This window comes from Streptomyces sp. NPDC037100, assembly GCF_055606225.1.
Map to the genome: position 1 here is coordinate 358,814 of NZ_JBVJSX010000009.1, position 14,397 is coordinate 373,210.

Annotated in this window: 11 protein-coding genes and 3 pseudogenes; 9 read left to right on the forward strand and 5 right to left on the reverse strand. The window is 71.0% G+C overall.

What is annotated here, in order from left to right; translation table 11 throughout:
* Nucleotides 1-2 precede the first annotated feature (2 nt).
* Nucleotides 3-908: a universal stress protein gene (locus ACZ7EG_RS28550; RefSeq protein ID WP_471084829.1), complete on the forward strand. Its 906-nt coding sequence runs from the start codon at nt 3-5 to the stop codon at nt 906-908.
* Nucleotides 909-917: 9 nt separating this feature from the next.
* Nucleotides 918-1,092: pseudogene (locus ACZ7EG_RS28555) on the forward strand (flavodoxin domain-containing protein); the annotation flags it as partial.
* 313 nt (nt 1,093-1,405) lie between these two features.
* Here the strand turns inward: ACZ7EG_RS28555 and ACZ7EG_RS28560 are convergent.
* Nucleotides 1,406-1,787 (reverse strand): annotated as a pseudogene (locus ACZ7EG_RS28560) (STAS domain-containing protein).
* A gap of 284 nt (nt 1,788-2,071) precedes the next feature.
* On the opposite strand from ACZ7EG_RS28560, the gene ACZ7EG_RS28565 reads away from it, so the two are divergent.
* The 3 genes from ACZ7EG_RS28565 (at nt 2,072) to pflA (ending at nt 5,787) form a co-directional block, all read left to right on the forward strand.
* Entirely contained in the window at nt 2,072-2,512 is a 441-nt protein-coding gene (locus ACZ7EG_RS28565; RefSeq protein ID WP_471084832.1) for a pyridoxamine 5'-phosphate oxidase family protein, read from the forward strand.
* 270 nt (nt 2,513-2,782) lie between these two features.
* Nucleotides 2,783-5,044 carry a formate C-acetyltransferase gene (gene pflB, locus ACZ7EG_RS28570; RefSeq protein WP_471084835.1) on the forward strand — a complete coding sequence of 754 codons (2,262 nt, stop codon included), beginning with the start codon at nt 2,783-2,785 and terminating at the stop codon, nt 5,042-5,044.
* Nucleotides 5,041-5,787 carry a pyruvate formate-lyase-activating protein gene (gene pflA, locus ACZ7EG_RS28575; protein ID WP_471084838.1) on the forward strand — a complete coding sequence of 249 codons (747 nt, stop codon included), beginning with the start codon at nt 5,041-5,043 and terminating at the stop codon, nt 5,785-5,787. Before pflB ends, pflA begins: the two co-directional genes overlap by 4 nt.
* 12 nt (nt 5,788-5,799) lie before the next feature.
* Here the strand turns inward: pflA and ACZ7EG_RS28580 are convergent, their stop codons facing one another.
* The 3 genes from ACZ7EG_RS28580 to ACZ7EG_RS28590 form a co-directional block, all read right to left on the reverse strand.
* Nucleotides 5,800-5,988, reverse strand: a complete 189-nt coding sequence (locus ACZ7EG_RS28580; RefSeq protein ID WP_471084841.1) for a hypothetical protein — start codon at nt 5,986-5,988, stop codon at nt 5,800-5,802.
* Nucleotides 5,989-6,129: 141 nt separating this feature from the next.
* Nucleotides 6,130-8,814, reverse strand: coding sequence for a pyruvate, phosphate dikinase (ppdK, locus tag ACZ7EG_RS28585; protein ID WP_471084844.1), 2,685 nt, complete (start codon nt 8,812-8,814; stop codon nt 6,130-6,132).
* Nucleotides 8,815-8,917: 103 nt separating this feature from the next.
* The gene (locus ACZ7EG_RS28590) at nt 8,918-9,964 is read right to left on the reverse strand and encodes a zinc-dependent alcohol dehydrogenase (RefSeq protein ID WP_471084847.1); all 1,047 of its coding nucleotides are present in this window, start codon (nt 9,962-9,964) and stop codon (nt 8,918-8,920) included.
* Between the two features lie 598 nt (nt 9,965-10,562).
* On the opposite strand from ACZ7EG_RS28590, the gene ACZ7EG_RS28595 reads away from it, so the two are divergent.
* From ACZ7EG_RS28595 to ACZ7EG_RS28610, 4 genes and pseudogenes are all read left to right on the forward strand, one after another.
* The gene (locus ACZ7EG_RS28595; RefSeq protein WP_471084850.1) at nt 10,563-11,255 is read left to right on the forward strand and encodes a response regulator; all 693 of its coding nucleotides are present in this window, start codon (nt 10,563-10,565) and stop codon (nt 11,253-11,255) included.
* A 129-nt stretch (nt 11,256-11,384) separates the two neighbouring features.
* Nucleotides 11,385-12,413, forward strand: a complete 1,029-nt coding sequence (gene gap, locus ACZ7EG_RS28600; RefSeq protein WP_471084853.1) for a type I glyceraldehyde-3-phosphate dehydrogenase — start codon at nt 11,385-11,387, stop codon at nt 12,411-12,413.
* Between the two features lie 329 nt (nt 12,414-12,742).
* A complete protein-coding gene (locus ACZ7EG_RS28605; protein WP_471084856.1) occupies nt 12,743-13,735 on the forward strand; it encodes an Acg family FMN-binding oxidoreductase in 993 nt (330 codons plus the stop codon).
* Nucleotides 13,736-13,912: 177 nt separating this feature from the next.
* A pseudogene (locus ACZ7EG_RS28610) lies at nt 13,913-13,993 on the forward strand (peptidase inhibitor family I36 protein); the annotation flags it as partial.
* A 15-nt stretch (nt 13,994-14,008) separates the two neighbouring features.
* Here ACZ7EG_RS28610 and ACZ7EG_RS28615 read toward each other — a convergent pair.
* Nucleotides 14,009-14,338, reverse strand: a complete 330-nt coding sequence (locus tag ACZ7EG_RS28615) for a helix-turn-helix transcriptional regulator (protein ID WP_471084858.1) — start codon at nt 14,336-14,338, stop codon at nt 14,009-14,011.
* Between the last annotated feature and the right edge of the window lie 59 nt (nt 14,339-14,397).

The window sequence follows — 14,397 nt, forward strand, 5'->3', positions numbered from 1 at the left end:
CAATGTCCCACACCGTCACCGTGGGCCTCGACGGCTCGCTCGAGAGTCGCGCCGCCGCCGAGTGGGCGGCCCGTGAGGCGAAGCTGCGCGGCCTGCCGCTGAAGCTCGTGCACGTCTGGGAGCCCGTTCCGGAGCCCATCGCGCAGGCCCCGCTCCTGGGTGCTGAGACGCAGCAGCATTGGAGCGAGCGGATTCCGCGCGAAGCGGCTGAGGGACTCCGCCTGCATCACCCGGGTGTGGACGTGGTCATGGAACAGATTTCCGGCAGGCCGACGGACGCCTTGGTGGAGGCTGCCAAGGACGCTGAGTTGCTGGTCCTCGGCTCCCGCGGGCTGAGCGGGATCGGGGGGTTCCTCGTCGGGTCTGTTGGCGCGGCCGTGATCGCTCGCACCGAGACTCCCGTCGTCCTCGTGCGATCCGGCGAACAGGCCGCCGACGAGCACGAGAAGGACCCTGTGGGCATCGCGTCCGCCGCCACCGCATACCGGCCCGTGGTGCTCGGCCTCGACACCGACCACCCCGACGACACGGTGATCGCCTTCGCTTTCGACGAGGCCGCCCGACGGCAGACGTCGCTGCGGGTCGTACACGGCTGGATCCTCCCGCCCTACTACGTCTCCAGCCTGCCCGACGCACCCGAGGTGGGCGCGGAGCTGGGCCGGCAGGACGCCGCCGACCTGGCCAAGGTCCTGAGCCCCTGGCGGCAGAAGTACCCGGCCGTCGAGGTCCTCGAGGAGTCCCGCCTCGGCAGCCCCGCCAACCACGTCATCGACGCCTCCCGCGCGGCATCGCTGGTCGTCGTCGGCCGCCGGATCCGCCGCAGCCCGATCGGCGCCCACATCGGACCCGTCACCCACGCCGTACTGCACCACGCAACCGCCCCTGTCGCCGTTGTCGCGCACCACTGAACGCACCGTGTGAAGAAGGCCATGATCCGGCTCGACGCCGGGGAACACGTCACCTTCGGGGGCTGCCTGGAGGAGGGTGCGAAGGGAGGGGTGGTGCGGATGATCCGCCATAACGGAAAGGGGGGACTTCCGCGACCTCACCGCGATCGAGACATGGGCGGCACGCGTCGCCGCCGGGCTGACGGGCACACGAGTGCGTGACGCTGCCGGGAATCTTGGGAACCAGGAGATTGGGGAACGCGCTCGCTCTGGCTTCGCCGATTCCGGGAATCCGAAGCTCTCCCTGCTGAGTGGCCTGCGGAGGCGGCCCGGATGCCGGGTGGGCGCTGGAGTGGCCGGACCCGCGCCGTTCCCTGAGCCCGGTCCCCGGGCGGACCGGTCATCTGCAGATGATCATCCGTCTCGGATACGGCCCCGAAGGCGCTGCGAGCCCCCGGCGCGCTCCGGGCGCGGTGCTCGATGAGGTGCTGCCGAGCCGGCAGGCCCCGGTCCTCCCATCAGCTCGTGGCGACGACCGGGGACGTACGGGACAGGGCTTCGTTCAGGCTGGAGTGCAGCTCGAAGACACCCGCCAGGCCCACGGCGCGAAGGATCCGCCGGAAGCCCGGCGCTGTCGGTGACCAGCCGCAGCCGGCCGTACCGTGCCTCGGCTCGGTTCCGTGCCCGGCACAGGACGCCCAGGCCGGTGCAGTCGATGAAGGCCATGGAGCGCAGGTCCAGCACCAGATCGGGGCGCGGGTTGGCGGTCAGGGCCTCCAGCCGGGCCGCGAGGGGAGGCGCGGTGAAGATGCCTATCTCGCCACGCAGCTCCACGACGGTGGTTTCACCGGCGGTGTAGTCCGCAGGGTGAGGGGTGGACCTGGGGCCGATTCCGGACATGGTCCGAGACAACGGGGCAGAAGCGAGGTGACGGTAGGGCCGGTCGGCCCTACTGCCCGGTTCGGGTGGAGCTGCCGCGCCCGCCGCGGGCGTGAAGCAGCCCGCCGGCCCAAGGAGGACCAGCATCTCTCCGCAAGGCCAGGGCCCACTGGGGGATCGATCACAGGGTGACACGGGTCGTTCTCCGCATGGCCGGGACCGATGGCCCCCTCATTCCGAGCCTCACACGGTTCAGGCTGGACAAGACGCAGGAGCGCTGTACCAGGTGAAAGACAGGTTGGCAGATGTACCCCAACGACGGTTTCCGTGAACTCGGGCGGCAGGAGTGCCTGCGGCTGATGGCCAAGGTGCCCGTCGGCCGCATCGTCTACACGCGCCGGGCCCTGCCCGCCGTACTGCCGGTCAACTTCAGCCTCGACCACGATGGCGCGATCCTGCTGCGCGCCTGCGCGGCTTCGGATCTGGTCCGCGCGATCGACGGCGCGGTGGTCGCCTTCGAGGCGGACGACGTCGTCGCGGCCAGGCACTCCGGCTGGAGCGTTGTCGTCACAGGATCGGCCGCAGTGGTGACCGACCCTGCCGAGCACGAACGACTGGCCCGCACCGGCCCGGTCTCCTGGGTGCCCGCGCCGCAGGAGGTCTTCGTTCGCATCGAGCCGGAACTGGTCACTGGACGTGAGCTCATCGGCGGACGCACTGCGTACGGCGTGGACCTCACCGTTTGAACGTCTCATTCCTCCTTCCCGGGGTTCCCTCTCGTCCGGCCGGGCGGGGCCGCCCGGGCCCTACGTCCCGAGGGGACGGGCCCTTAGGGCGTGCCGAGGGGTTCCCGTCGGCTCGGCGAGACGAAGCTCGGCCTGACCGGGCCCAACGGCCCCGCCGCGAGGGACGGATGGCGTGCCCCGGGCACGCCGACAGGCCCTCCCGGCAGGCATCGCCGGCGACGAGCATCGACAGTGCAGACATTCACGTGCACAACGAGGGAGAGACGGGCGATGACGGCAACGGTGACAGTTGGACCCCGGGCGACCACCGAGGCATGGCGAGGCTTCGCCGGTACGCACTGGCGGAACCAGGTCGATGTGCGCGACTTCATCCAGGCCAACTACACGCCCTACGAGGGCGACGCCGCCTTCCTGACCGGCCCGACCGAGCGCACCCGCTCGGTCTGGGGCAAGGTCAGCGCCCTGTTCCCCGAGGAGCGACGGCGCGGCGTCCTCGACGTGGACGCCGCCACCCCCTCCACCGTCACTTCGCACGCACCCGGCTACATCGACCCGGACCGTGAGCTGATCGTCGGCCTGCAGACCGACGCCCCGCTGAAGCGCGCGATCATGCCGAACGGCGGTCTGCGGATGGTGGAGAACGGCCTGAAGGCGTACGGCTACGAGCCCGATCCGTTCGTGACCAAGGTGTTCGGCAGCTACCGCAAGACCCACAACGACGGTGTCTTCGACGCCTACACCCCCGAGATGCGCGCCGCACGCAAGGCCGCGATCATCACCGGGCTGCCGGACGCGTACGGCCGTGGCCGGATCATCGGCGACTACCGGCGCGTCGCGCTGTACGGCACGACCCGGCTGATCGAGGCGAAGAGGGCCGAGCGGGCCCGGCTGGACGCACAGCCGTCGAGCCCGGACGTCATCCGCGACCGCGAGGAACTGGCCGAGCAGATCAAGGCACTGGGCGAGCTGGCGCGGATGGCGACCACGTACGGCTGCGACGTCACCCAGCCTGCCACGACCGCGCACGAGGCGGTGCAGTGGCTCTACCTCGGCTTCCTGGCCGCGGTGAAGGAGCAGAACGGCGCCGCGATGTCGCTGGGCCGCACCTCCACCTTCCTCGACGTCTACCTCCAGCGTGACCTGGACGAGGGGACCATCGACGAGGTCCGTGCCCAGGAGCTGATGGACGACTTCGTGATCAAGCTGCGGATCGTACGGTTCCTGCGCACCCCCGAGTACGACGCGCTGTTCTCCGGCGACCCGACCTGGGTGACGGAGTCCATCGGGGGCATCGGCACCGACGGCCGCCCGCTGGTCACCCGCACCTCCTTCCGCTTCCTGCAGACCCTGTACAACCTCGGCCCGGCCCCCGAGCCCAACCTCACGGTGCTGTGGTCGGCGCAACTGCCGGAGAGCTTCAAGCGGTTCTGCGCGCAGGTCTCCATCGACACCAGCGCCATTCAGTACGAGTCCGACGACCTGATGCGCCCGCGTACCGGGGACGACACCGCGATCGCCTGCTGCGTGTCCGCGATGGCGGTGGGCCGGCAGATGCAGTTCTTCGGGGCGAGGGTCAACCTGGCCAAGGCCCTGCTGTACGCGATCAACGGCGGCCGGGACGAGATGACCGGCGAGCAGATCGCGCCCGAGGCGCCCGCGCTGACCCGCGAGTACCTGGACTACGAGCAGCTGTCGGCGGCGTACGACCACATGCTCGACTGGCTCGCGGCGACCTACGTCAACACCCTCAACGTCATCCACTGCATGCACGACAAGTACGCCTACGAGCGCATCGAGATGGCCCTGCACGACCACCCCGTGCACCGCTTCATGGCCTGCGGCATCGCAGGCCTCTCGGTCGCCGTCGACAGCCTGTCCGCCGTCAAGTACGCGCGTGTGAAGGTCATACGGGACGCCACCGGGCTCGCCGTCGACTACGAGACCGAGGGCGACTACCCGGCCTACGGCAACAACGACGACCGGGCCGACGCCATCGCCGTCGGCCTGGTGGAGTCGTTCATGGCGAAGGTGCGCAAGCACCCCACCCACCGGAACGCCGAGCACACGCAGTCGGTGCTGACCATCACCTCGAACGTGGTGTACGGCAAGCACACCGGAAACACGCCCGACGGCCGGCGCGCGGGCGCCCCGTTCGCACCGGGCGCCAACCCGATGAACGGCCGCGACCGGCACGGTGTGGCCGCATCGGCCCTCTCGGTGGCCAAGCTCCCCTACGAGCAGGCGCGGGACGGCATCTCGCTGACCACGACGATCACGCCCGAAGGGCTGGGGCACGACCCGGCCGAGCGCGCGGGCCATCTGGTCGGCATCCTGGACGCGTACACGGCCTCCGGTGGATTCCACATGAATGTGAACGTCCTGGACCGCGCGACGCTCGAGGACGCGATGGAGCACCCGGAGAAGTACCCGGAACTGACGGTCCGGGTCTCCGGCTACGCCGTCAACTTCGTCCGCCTGACCCGCGAGCAGCAGCTCGACGTGATCAGCCGCACCTTCCACGGATCGCCGTGAACACCACCGTCGAGCCGGTGACGGGCCGGATCCACTCCTGGGACCTGTCCACGGGGGTGGACGGTCCCGGGACCCGGTTCGTGCTGTTCCTCAGCGGCTGCCCGCTGCGCTGCCTGTACTGCGCCAACCCGGACACCTGGCACCTGCGCGACGGCGAGCAGAGCACCGTCGACGACGTGATGGCCGAGATCGACAAGTACCGGCCCTTCATCACCACCGCCGGCGGGGGAGTGACCCTCACCGGCGGAGAGGCCCTGCTGCAGCCCGTGTTCACGGCCGGGATCTTCCGCCGCTGCAAGGAACTCGCCCTGCACACCGCCCTGGACACCTCCGGCTTCCTCGGCACCCGCGCGAGCGACGAACTCCTCGCCGACACCGACCTGGTCCTGCTGGACATCAAGTCCTTCGACGCCCGGACCTACCGGAAGCTGACCGGCACAGACCTCGCCCCGACCCTCGACTTCGCCACCCGACTGGACCGGCTCGGCGTCCCGGTGTGGGCCCGCTACGTCCTCGTGCCCGGCTGGACCGACGACCCGGCGGCCGTCGACGGGCTCGGTGAGTTCCTCGCCGGGCTGGGCAACGTCGACCGGGTGGACGTCCTGCCGTTCCACAAGCTCGGCGCCCACAAGTACGAGGCCCTGGGCATCCCCTTCCCCCTGCGGGACACACCCGTGCCGGATCAGGAGCTGACCGAGCGGGTCCGCCAGCAGTTCCGGGGGCACGGCCTGCGGGCGCTGTGAACGGGTGGTACATCACGGGCGAGACGCACGTCCCCGAAGCGCCCCGGCCGGGAGAGCGGCTGTAGGCCACCAACTGCTGCTCGCGAGCAGCCCGGCGCCGGCGATGACGTACACGACGGCCGTGTACCAGGCGATCGCCAGGGAGGCGATCGACAGGGATGCGGCTCGGGCAAGGGTGGGGGAGACGTGGGCGGCGGTCACGGCCCACGAGTGTCCGGGGTTGAACGGGGCCGGCGGTGTGCAGCAGCTTGGCCGCGGCGAGCATGTTCGCTCTCACCGCGGCCGTCGAGGAGCGGCCGGTTCCCTCCTGGCCGGTTCCCTCCTGTGGAAGCCGGGCCCCCGTCACCTGCTGTCGCTGTCCTCCGTCTCGCGCAGCGTGGCGCGTCCGGCCTCCAGGCGTGCGACCGGCACCCGGAACGGTGAGCAGGAGACGTAGTCGAGCCCGGCAGCGTGGAAGAAGTGCACCGACTCCGGGTCTCCGCCGTGCTCGCCGCACACGCCGATCTTCAGGTCGGGCCGTGCGGCGCGGCCCTCGGCGACCGCGATCTCGACCAGGCGCCCCACACCGTCGCGGTCGATCGTCTCGAACGGCGACACCTTGAAGATGCCCTTGTCGAGGTAGGCGGAGAAGAACGCCGCCTCCACGTCGTCGCGGGAGAAGCCCCACGTGGTCTGGGTCAGGTCGTTGGTGCCGAAGGAGAAGAACTCCGCCTCCTCGGCGATGCGGCCCGCGGTGAGGGCGGCCCGGGGCAGCTCGATCATCGTGCCGACCGGGCACTCGACCGGGACGCCCGACGCCTTGCTCACCTCGGCCAGGACCTCCTCCACCTCCTCGCGCACGAGCCGCAGTTCCTCGACCGTGTCGATCAGCGGGACCATGATCTCGGCTCGCGGGTCGCCGCCGGCCCGCTTGCGCTCCACGACCGCCTCGGCGATCGCCCGCACCTGCATGGCCACCAGGCCCGGAGCCACCAGCCCCAGGCGCACCCCGCGCAGGCCGAGCATCGGATTCTCCTCGTGCATGCGGTTCACGGCGTCCAGCAGTTCGGCGTCGTGCGCACTGGGCGAGGTGCCATGGGCCTCGGCAGCCGCGAGACGCACGGCGAGGTCGGTGCGGTCCGGGAGGAACTCGTGCAGCGGCGGGTCGAGGAGCCGGATCGTCACCGGGAGCCCGTCCATCGCCTCCAGGATCCCGACGAAGTCCTGCCGCTGCAGCGGCAGCAGCGCATCCAGCGCCCGTTCGCGCTCGCCGTCGGTACGGGCCAGGATCATCGCCTCGACCAGGTGCCGGCGGTCGCCGAGGAACATGTGCTCCGTGCGGCACAGACCGATGCCCTCGGCGCCGAACCGGCGGGCGCGGGCAGCGTCCTCGGGGGTGTCGGCGTTGGCCCGCACGCCCAACTTCCGCACCCCGTCCGCCTGCTCCATGGCCCGGGCCACGGCGTCGACCAGGCCCGCCGACCGTTCGCCGGCCTCGAAGTAGCGCATCACCGAGGAGTCGACCAGCGGCGCGGCGCCGAGGTACACGGCGCCATCGGAGCCGTCGACCGAGAGGACGGTGCCTTCTTCCACGGTGATGCCGTTGGCCGTGAACTTCCGCGCCCGCGTGTCCACGGCGAGTTCCTCGGCGCCGCAGACGCACACCTTGCCCATGCCGCGGGCGACCACGGCCGCGTGGCTGGTCTTGCCGCCCCGGCTGGTGAGCACGGCCTGGGCGGCGACCATGCCGGGCAGGTCGTCGGGAGTGGTCTCCTGCCGTACGAGAACGACCTTCTCGCCCGTTGCGGCGCGACGCACCGCCTCGGCCGAGTCGAACACCGCGGCCCCGACGGCGGCACCCGGCGAGGCGGGGATGCCGTGCGCGAACGCCGAGCCGACCGCGTCGGTGTCGAAGCGCGGGAACATCAGCCGGGCCAGGCCGTCCCCGCCGACCCGGGCCATACCCTCGGCCGGGTCGATGAGTTCCTCGTCCACCAGCTCGGCGGCGATGGCGAACGCGGCCTCCGCGGTGCGCTTGCCCACCCGCGTCTGCAGCATCCACAGCCGACCGCGCTCGATGGTGAACTCGATGTCGCACAGGTCGCGGTAGTGGGTTTCCAACATTCCCATGTGGTCGCGGAGTCGGACGTACGCCTCCGGGTGCAGGTGACTGAGCCTCTCGAGCGGGACGGTGTTGCGGATGCCGGCGACGACGTCCTCGCCCTGGGCGTTGGGCAGGTAGTCGCCGTACTGGCCCGGGCGGCCGGTGGCCGGGTCGCGGGTGAAGGCGACACCGCTGCCGGAGTCGGTGCCGAGGTTGCCGAAGACCATCATCTGAACGTTGACGGCGGTGCCCAGGTCGTCGGGGATGTGCTCGCGGCGGCGATAGAGCCGAGCGCGCTCGCCGTTCCAGGACTCGAAGACGGCCAGGATCGCCCGGCGCAACTGCTCGGCCGGGTTCTGCGGGAAGTACTCGCCGGTCTCCAGGCGGATCAGGTCCTTGTAGACCTCGACGAGAGCGGCCAGGTCGGCCGCGTCCAGGCCCAGGTCGTCGGCGGCGCCCCGCGCATGCTTCAGCCTGGTCATGGCGTCCTCGAACCGCTCGCCGGCGACACCCATGACAGTGTTGCCGAACATCTGCACAAGGCGGCGGTAGGAGTCCCACGCGAAGCGTTCGTTTCCGGAGGACTTCGCCAGGCCGAGAACGGTCTCGTCGTTGAGACCGATGTCCAGGATCGTGTCCATCATGCCGGGCATGGAGAAGCGGGCCCCGGACCGGACGGACAACAGCAGCGGATCGTCGCGCTGCCCCAGCAGACGCCCGGCCGCCCGCTCCAGGACGGTCAGCCGGTCGGAGACCTCACGAGCCAGTCCGTCCGGCTCGTGCCCAGCGGTGAGAAAGGCCCGGCAGGCCTCGGTGGTGATCGTGAATCCCGGCGGCACCGGCAGACCCATCCGGGTCATCTCGGCCAGGTTGGCGCCCTTGCCGCCGAGCAGGTCGGCCATGTCACGGCCGCCCTCGGTGAACGCGTACACGTAACGGACCATGACAGTGCTGTTCCTTCCTGCTGAGCAGGGGCCGGTGCGGGCCTGGCAACCGGCCGAGCTGCACCCCGATCAGTGCACGAGCCGCAGCGGCCGTGCCGGAGGGTCACATCTCGAAGACGATGCGTGCCTTGATCTGACCGTTCAGGACGTCCGCGATGGACTCGTTGACGGTCTCCAGCGGCCGGGTCTCGTAGATCACCTCGGTGCGTCCGGCGGCGTGCAGCTGAAAGACCTCGTCCAGGTCCTGGCGGGTACCGACGATGGAGCCGATGACGGAGGTGCCGTTCAGGACGGTGTCGAAGATCGGCACCTGGATGGTTCCGCCGGCAGGCAGAGCGACCATGACCAGCTTGCCGCCGCGCCGGAGACCGCCGTAGACGGAGGCGAAGGCCTGCTCGTCGACGGCCAGCGCGAGCGCGGCGTGCGCGCCCCCGTGCCGCTTGAGGACCTCGGCCGGATCCTCCTTGCGGGCGTCGATCAGGATGTCGGCGCCGAGCTCACGGGCGAGGTCGAGCTTGTCGTCGGTGACATCGATCGCGGCGACCGTGGCTCCGGCGATCTTCGCGTACTGCACGGCGAGGTGGCCGAGGCCGCCGATGCCGGAGATCGCCACGAGCTGGGTCGGGCAGACGCCTGCGACCTTCAGCGCCTTGTACGTGGTCACGCCGGCGCAGGTCAGCGGGGCGGCGTCGCACGGGTCGATGCCGTCGGGGACCACGGCGGCGAAGTCGGCCGGGGCGAGCATCTTCTCGGCGTACCCGCCGTCCACGCTGTAGCCGGTGTTCTGCTGCTGTTCGCACAGCGTCTCCCAGCCGGACAGGCAGTGCTCGCACCGACCGCACGCCCACCCCAGCCACGGCACCGCGACGCGCCGGCCGACGGCGAGCGTGGCGATGGGGGTCCCCCCGGCCGGAGGCTGGGGGAGGGTCACACCGTCGCCGAGCGCCTCGACGATGCCGACGCCCTCATGCCCGGGGACGAACGGCAAGCTCGGCTTGACCGGCCAGTCACCGTGCGCGGCGTGGATGTCGGTGTGGCACAGCCCGGACGCCTCTAGCCGGATGCGGACCTGGCCCGGACCGGGCTCCGGATCCGGCCGCTCCTCGATCACCAGCGGTTCACCGAAGGACCGGACGACTGCTGCCTTCATGGAATGCTCCTCAGACTCTTTCGGTGCGGTGCGGTGCGGTGCGGTGCGGTGCGGTGCGGTGCGGTGCGGTGCGGTGCGGTGCGGTGCGGTGCTGTGCGGTTCCAGGGTCGACCGCGGCCCGGTGCCGCGGCAGGTGCTGGACGTCCTCGCGAGTGGGGCCGGTCGGCCCTGAACCGCGCGGCACCGGACCCCTCTGTCCGGCGGAAATCGCTGCCGGGGGATGAGCCACGGCGTTTGGCGGGGCCCGATGCAGCGCGGCCGGCAGACCGCCGCCCTCGTGCCGGTCCGGCCCGCCGGGCGACCGACAGGCCGCAGGGCTGATCCGCCGCGAGTCCAGCCGTGCGGTGCTGTGATGCGCGGGAATGCCGCTTGAGCGCGTCGGCCAGATCCCTGCCGGCAGCGGTGGCTACGGGGTAGGCGATCCGGTCCGACGGGGTACCCCGTGGTCAGACGGCGCGCCCGTGCCAGTTGGGCCGACCGGCCCTGGCCCTTCGGCCCGGGACCGCGCAAGATCTGCGATAGAGCAGGACCGGTCGCACCCTGGGCGAAGTCCGGTGCGGGATTCAGACGGCGCAGAACCCAGAACAAGGAGTATCCGATGGCGGATGGCGAGCAGCCCGGACCCGACAACCCGATCCGGGTCTTCCTGCTGGACGACCACGAGGTGGTACGGCGCGGGGTGCACGACCTTCTGGACGACGAACCGGACATCACCGTGGTCGGCGAGGCCGCCACTGCCGAGCAGGCCCTGACCCGTGTGCCCGCCCTGCGCCCGCAGGTCGCGGTGCTGGACGTGCGCCTGCCGGACGGCGACGGGGTGAGCGTGTGCCGGGAACTGCGCTCACGCATGCCGGAACTGGCCTGCCTGATGCTGACCTCGTTCGACGACGAGGAGGCGCTGCTGGACTCGATCATGGCGGGCGCCTCCGGGTACGTGCTGAAACAGATCCAGGGATCGGACCTGGTATCGGCCGTGCGCACGGTGGCCAGGGGCCAGTCCCTGCTCGACCCCAGCGCCACCGCCAAGCTGATGGCCCGGCTGCGTCAGGGCCAGGAGCCGGAACCCGAGCCCGACGCCCTGCCGGGCCTGACCGACCGTGAGCGGGAGATCCTGGCCCTGATCGGGGAGGGCCTCACCAACCGGCAGATCGGCCGGCGGCTCTACCTCGCCGAGAAGACGGTGAAGAACCACATCTCCCGGCTGCTGGCCAAGCTCGGTGTGGAGCGCCGCATCCAGGCCGCCGTCATCGCCACCCAGGCCCAGGACCGGCTGAAGCAAGAAGGCCGCTGACACCCGCGCGGCGAGCCCGGGGGCCGAACGTCCCCCGACTCGCCCCCGTACGGCCCATGCCCGATCGCATCCCCGGCCAGCAGGCTGGCAGCGCACAGGAGACGCCGATCGACCGGGAGGACGACGGACATGAGCGTGCGCGTGGGAATCAACGGCTTCGGCCGCATCGGACGCAACTACCTGCGCCTGGTGCTGGAACGCGCGGAGACCGGGACCGGCACGCCGGTCGAGGTCGTGGCGGTCAACGACCTCACCTCGCCGGCCGCGCTGGCGCACCTGCTGGCGTACGACTCGACGTACGGCCGCATCGGCCGCACCGTCGAGCACGACGACACCTCGATCACCGTCGACGGGCACCGCATCGCCGTGACCGCCGAACGCGACCCGGCCGCCCTGGACTGGGCCGGCCTCGGCGTCGACATCGTCATCGAGTCCACCGGCCGCTTCCGCACCCGCGCAGAGGCCGGGCTGCACCTGTTGGGCGGCGCCCGCAAGGTGCTGCTGTCCGTGCCGGGCAAAGGCGTCGACGCCACCGTCGTCATGGGCGTCAACGAGGACACCTACGACCCGCAGCGGGACCACGTCGTCTCCAACGCGTCCTGCACCACCAACTGCGTGGCGCCCATGGTGAAGGTGCTCGACGAGCACTTCGGCCTCGTCAAGGGGCTGATGACCACCATCCACGGCTACACCAACGACCAGGTCGTCCTCGACGGCCCGCACAAGGACCTGCGGCGCGGCCGCAGCGCCGCCGTCAACATCATCCCCACCAGCACCGGGGCCGCCCGCGCCGTCGGCCTGGTCCTGCCGGAGCTGGCCGGCACTCTGGACGGCATCGCCGTACGCGTCCCCGTCGAGGACGGCTCACTCACCGACCTGAGCGTGGTCCTCGACCGGCCGGTGACAGCCGACGAGGTCAACGCCGCCTTCCGGGAGGCCGCCGACGGGCCGCTCAAGGGCATCCTGCGCGTGTCCGACGCCCCGATCGTCTCCCGCGACGTCGTCGGCGACCCGGCCTCCTGCGTCTTGGACGCCCCGCTGACCCAGGCGCACGGCGACCTGGTGAAGGTCTTCGGCTGGTACGACAACGAGTGGGGCTACACCAACCGGCTGCTGGACCTCACGGAGTACGTCGCCGACAGGCCCCCTCGCAACTGACCGAACGGGCCGTGGAGCGAGAGCGTCCGGGCCGGGCGGCCGGTTCATGGGCTGCGGGGCGGGCGGCCCCGGATCGGAGCCGATGGGGGTCTTGCTTGTCAGGGGCTGCGGTCTGTCGTGTTGTGGGCGTGTCGTCGGCATACACACCCGCGGTGGCGTCCACGACTGCGTGAGACACCCGGTGCCCCTCAGGCGGACACTGGAACTGACTCGCCGAACGCGGACCGATCGCCGTCGTGATTGCGGTGCCGGCACATCCACCACGCGGCCCATCGAGGTACACGCCGATGCAGACCCGCGGAGTGTCCGCGGCATGTGAGGAGGATTCCATGGCTTCGCGGCAGCTTGATGAGAAGACCGTGACCGGCCTGGTGGCGGACGCCGCCGCGGCGCCGTCCATGCACAACGCGCAGCCATGGCGCTTCCGCTTCCTGACCGGCGAGCGCGTCCTGCTGCTGCGCGCCGATCCCGAGCGGGCCATGCCCCGGCCCGATCCCGACAACCGCGCCCTGCACATCGGCTGCGGGGCGGCACTGTTCAACCTGCGCGTCGCTGCCGCGCACGCGAACCTCCTCCCCGAGGTCCGGCTGCTGCCCGAGCCGCAGGACCCACTGCTGCTCGCTGCTCTTCATCTGGCTGACGAGGTCGGACGCTCGCGGGACCGGGACCTGATGCGGCTGCACCCGGCGATCCGCGAGCGGCACACGAGCCGCCACCCTTTCGCCGAGAAGGAGGTCCCCGAGGACGTCCGGGCCACCCTGCGGGACGCTGCCGAGCGGGAGGGGGCCGTGCTGCACTTCCCGGGACCCTGGCACGCCGAGACCGTTCTCGACCTGATCCGCGACGCCGAGAGCCGGGACACTCTGGACCCGGACGCGAGTGAGGACCTGGCCCGCTGGACCCGGCTCGGGCCGGAGGCGGACACGGCCGTCGACGGCGTCCCCGAGTACGCGTTCGGGCCGCGAAAGCGGGACGGCAAGGCCCCCGTGCGGGACTTCGCCGGACGCCGGCGTGTCGCGGACCGCGGAACCACCACGTTCGAGCACACCCCGCACCTGGCCCTGCTGAGCACTCCCGGGGACGGACCGGCCGACTGGTTGCGCGCGGGTCAGGCGCTGGAGCGCGTCCTGCTGGAAGCGACCCTGGCCGACCTGGCCACCTCCCTGACGTCTCACGCGCTGGAGGACCGCGCGCTGCGACTGCTGGCCCGCGACCCCGCGTCGGGGGTCGGTCAGGTGCAGATGGTGCTGCGCCTCGGTTACGGCCCGAGGGGCCCGGCCACGCCCCGCCGCCCGGTACGGGACGTTCTGGAGATCGTGTGACCGGACGGCACCTGCTGCGCGCACCAGATCGTCTTGCCGTCGCTGGTGTGCCGCGGTCGCGTCCCAGGGCAGGACCGCCGTGTCGAACGGCTCCTTCACCGGTCAGCTTCCCGCTCAGAGCGTGACGACTTTCGTGGCCCCACCGCTGCTCACGGCCGTCTCGATGATGCTCCCAGTTCCTCGTGGTCCAACCACGGGATCTCCGGGCCGGGTATCAAGGACCACGTCAGGGTGTACTCCAGCGCCCGTCTGGGCGGGACACCCGCGGGCCGGCTACCGGGCGACCGGCTTCCTGACGCGGGCGGACTCGTCCTGCAGGAGCAGGGAGAGCAGGGAAGCCACGGACAGGCCGGCTTCGGCCGGGTGGCGCAACACCTTGTCCGGTTGGATGCGGTAGGTGTTCGTGCGTCCGTCCCGGGTGTGGGAGAGATAACCGTCCTGCTCCAGATCGGCGATGATCCGCGAGACGGCGCGCTCCGTGAGACGGCAGCGGGCAGCGATGTCGCGGATGCGGACGTTCGGGTTGTCGGCAATGACTGCCAGTACGCGCGCGTGGCTGGTGATGAACGTCCATCCGCTGTGGGACTCGGGCACTCCGACCATGCCGAGCATTTTAGATGAGCCCGTTGCCGGAACGTAGATACGTGACATACTTTTCATGC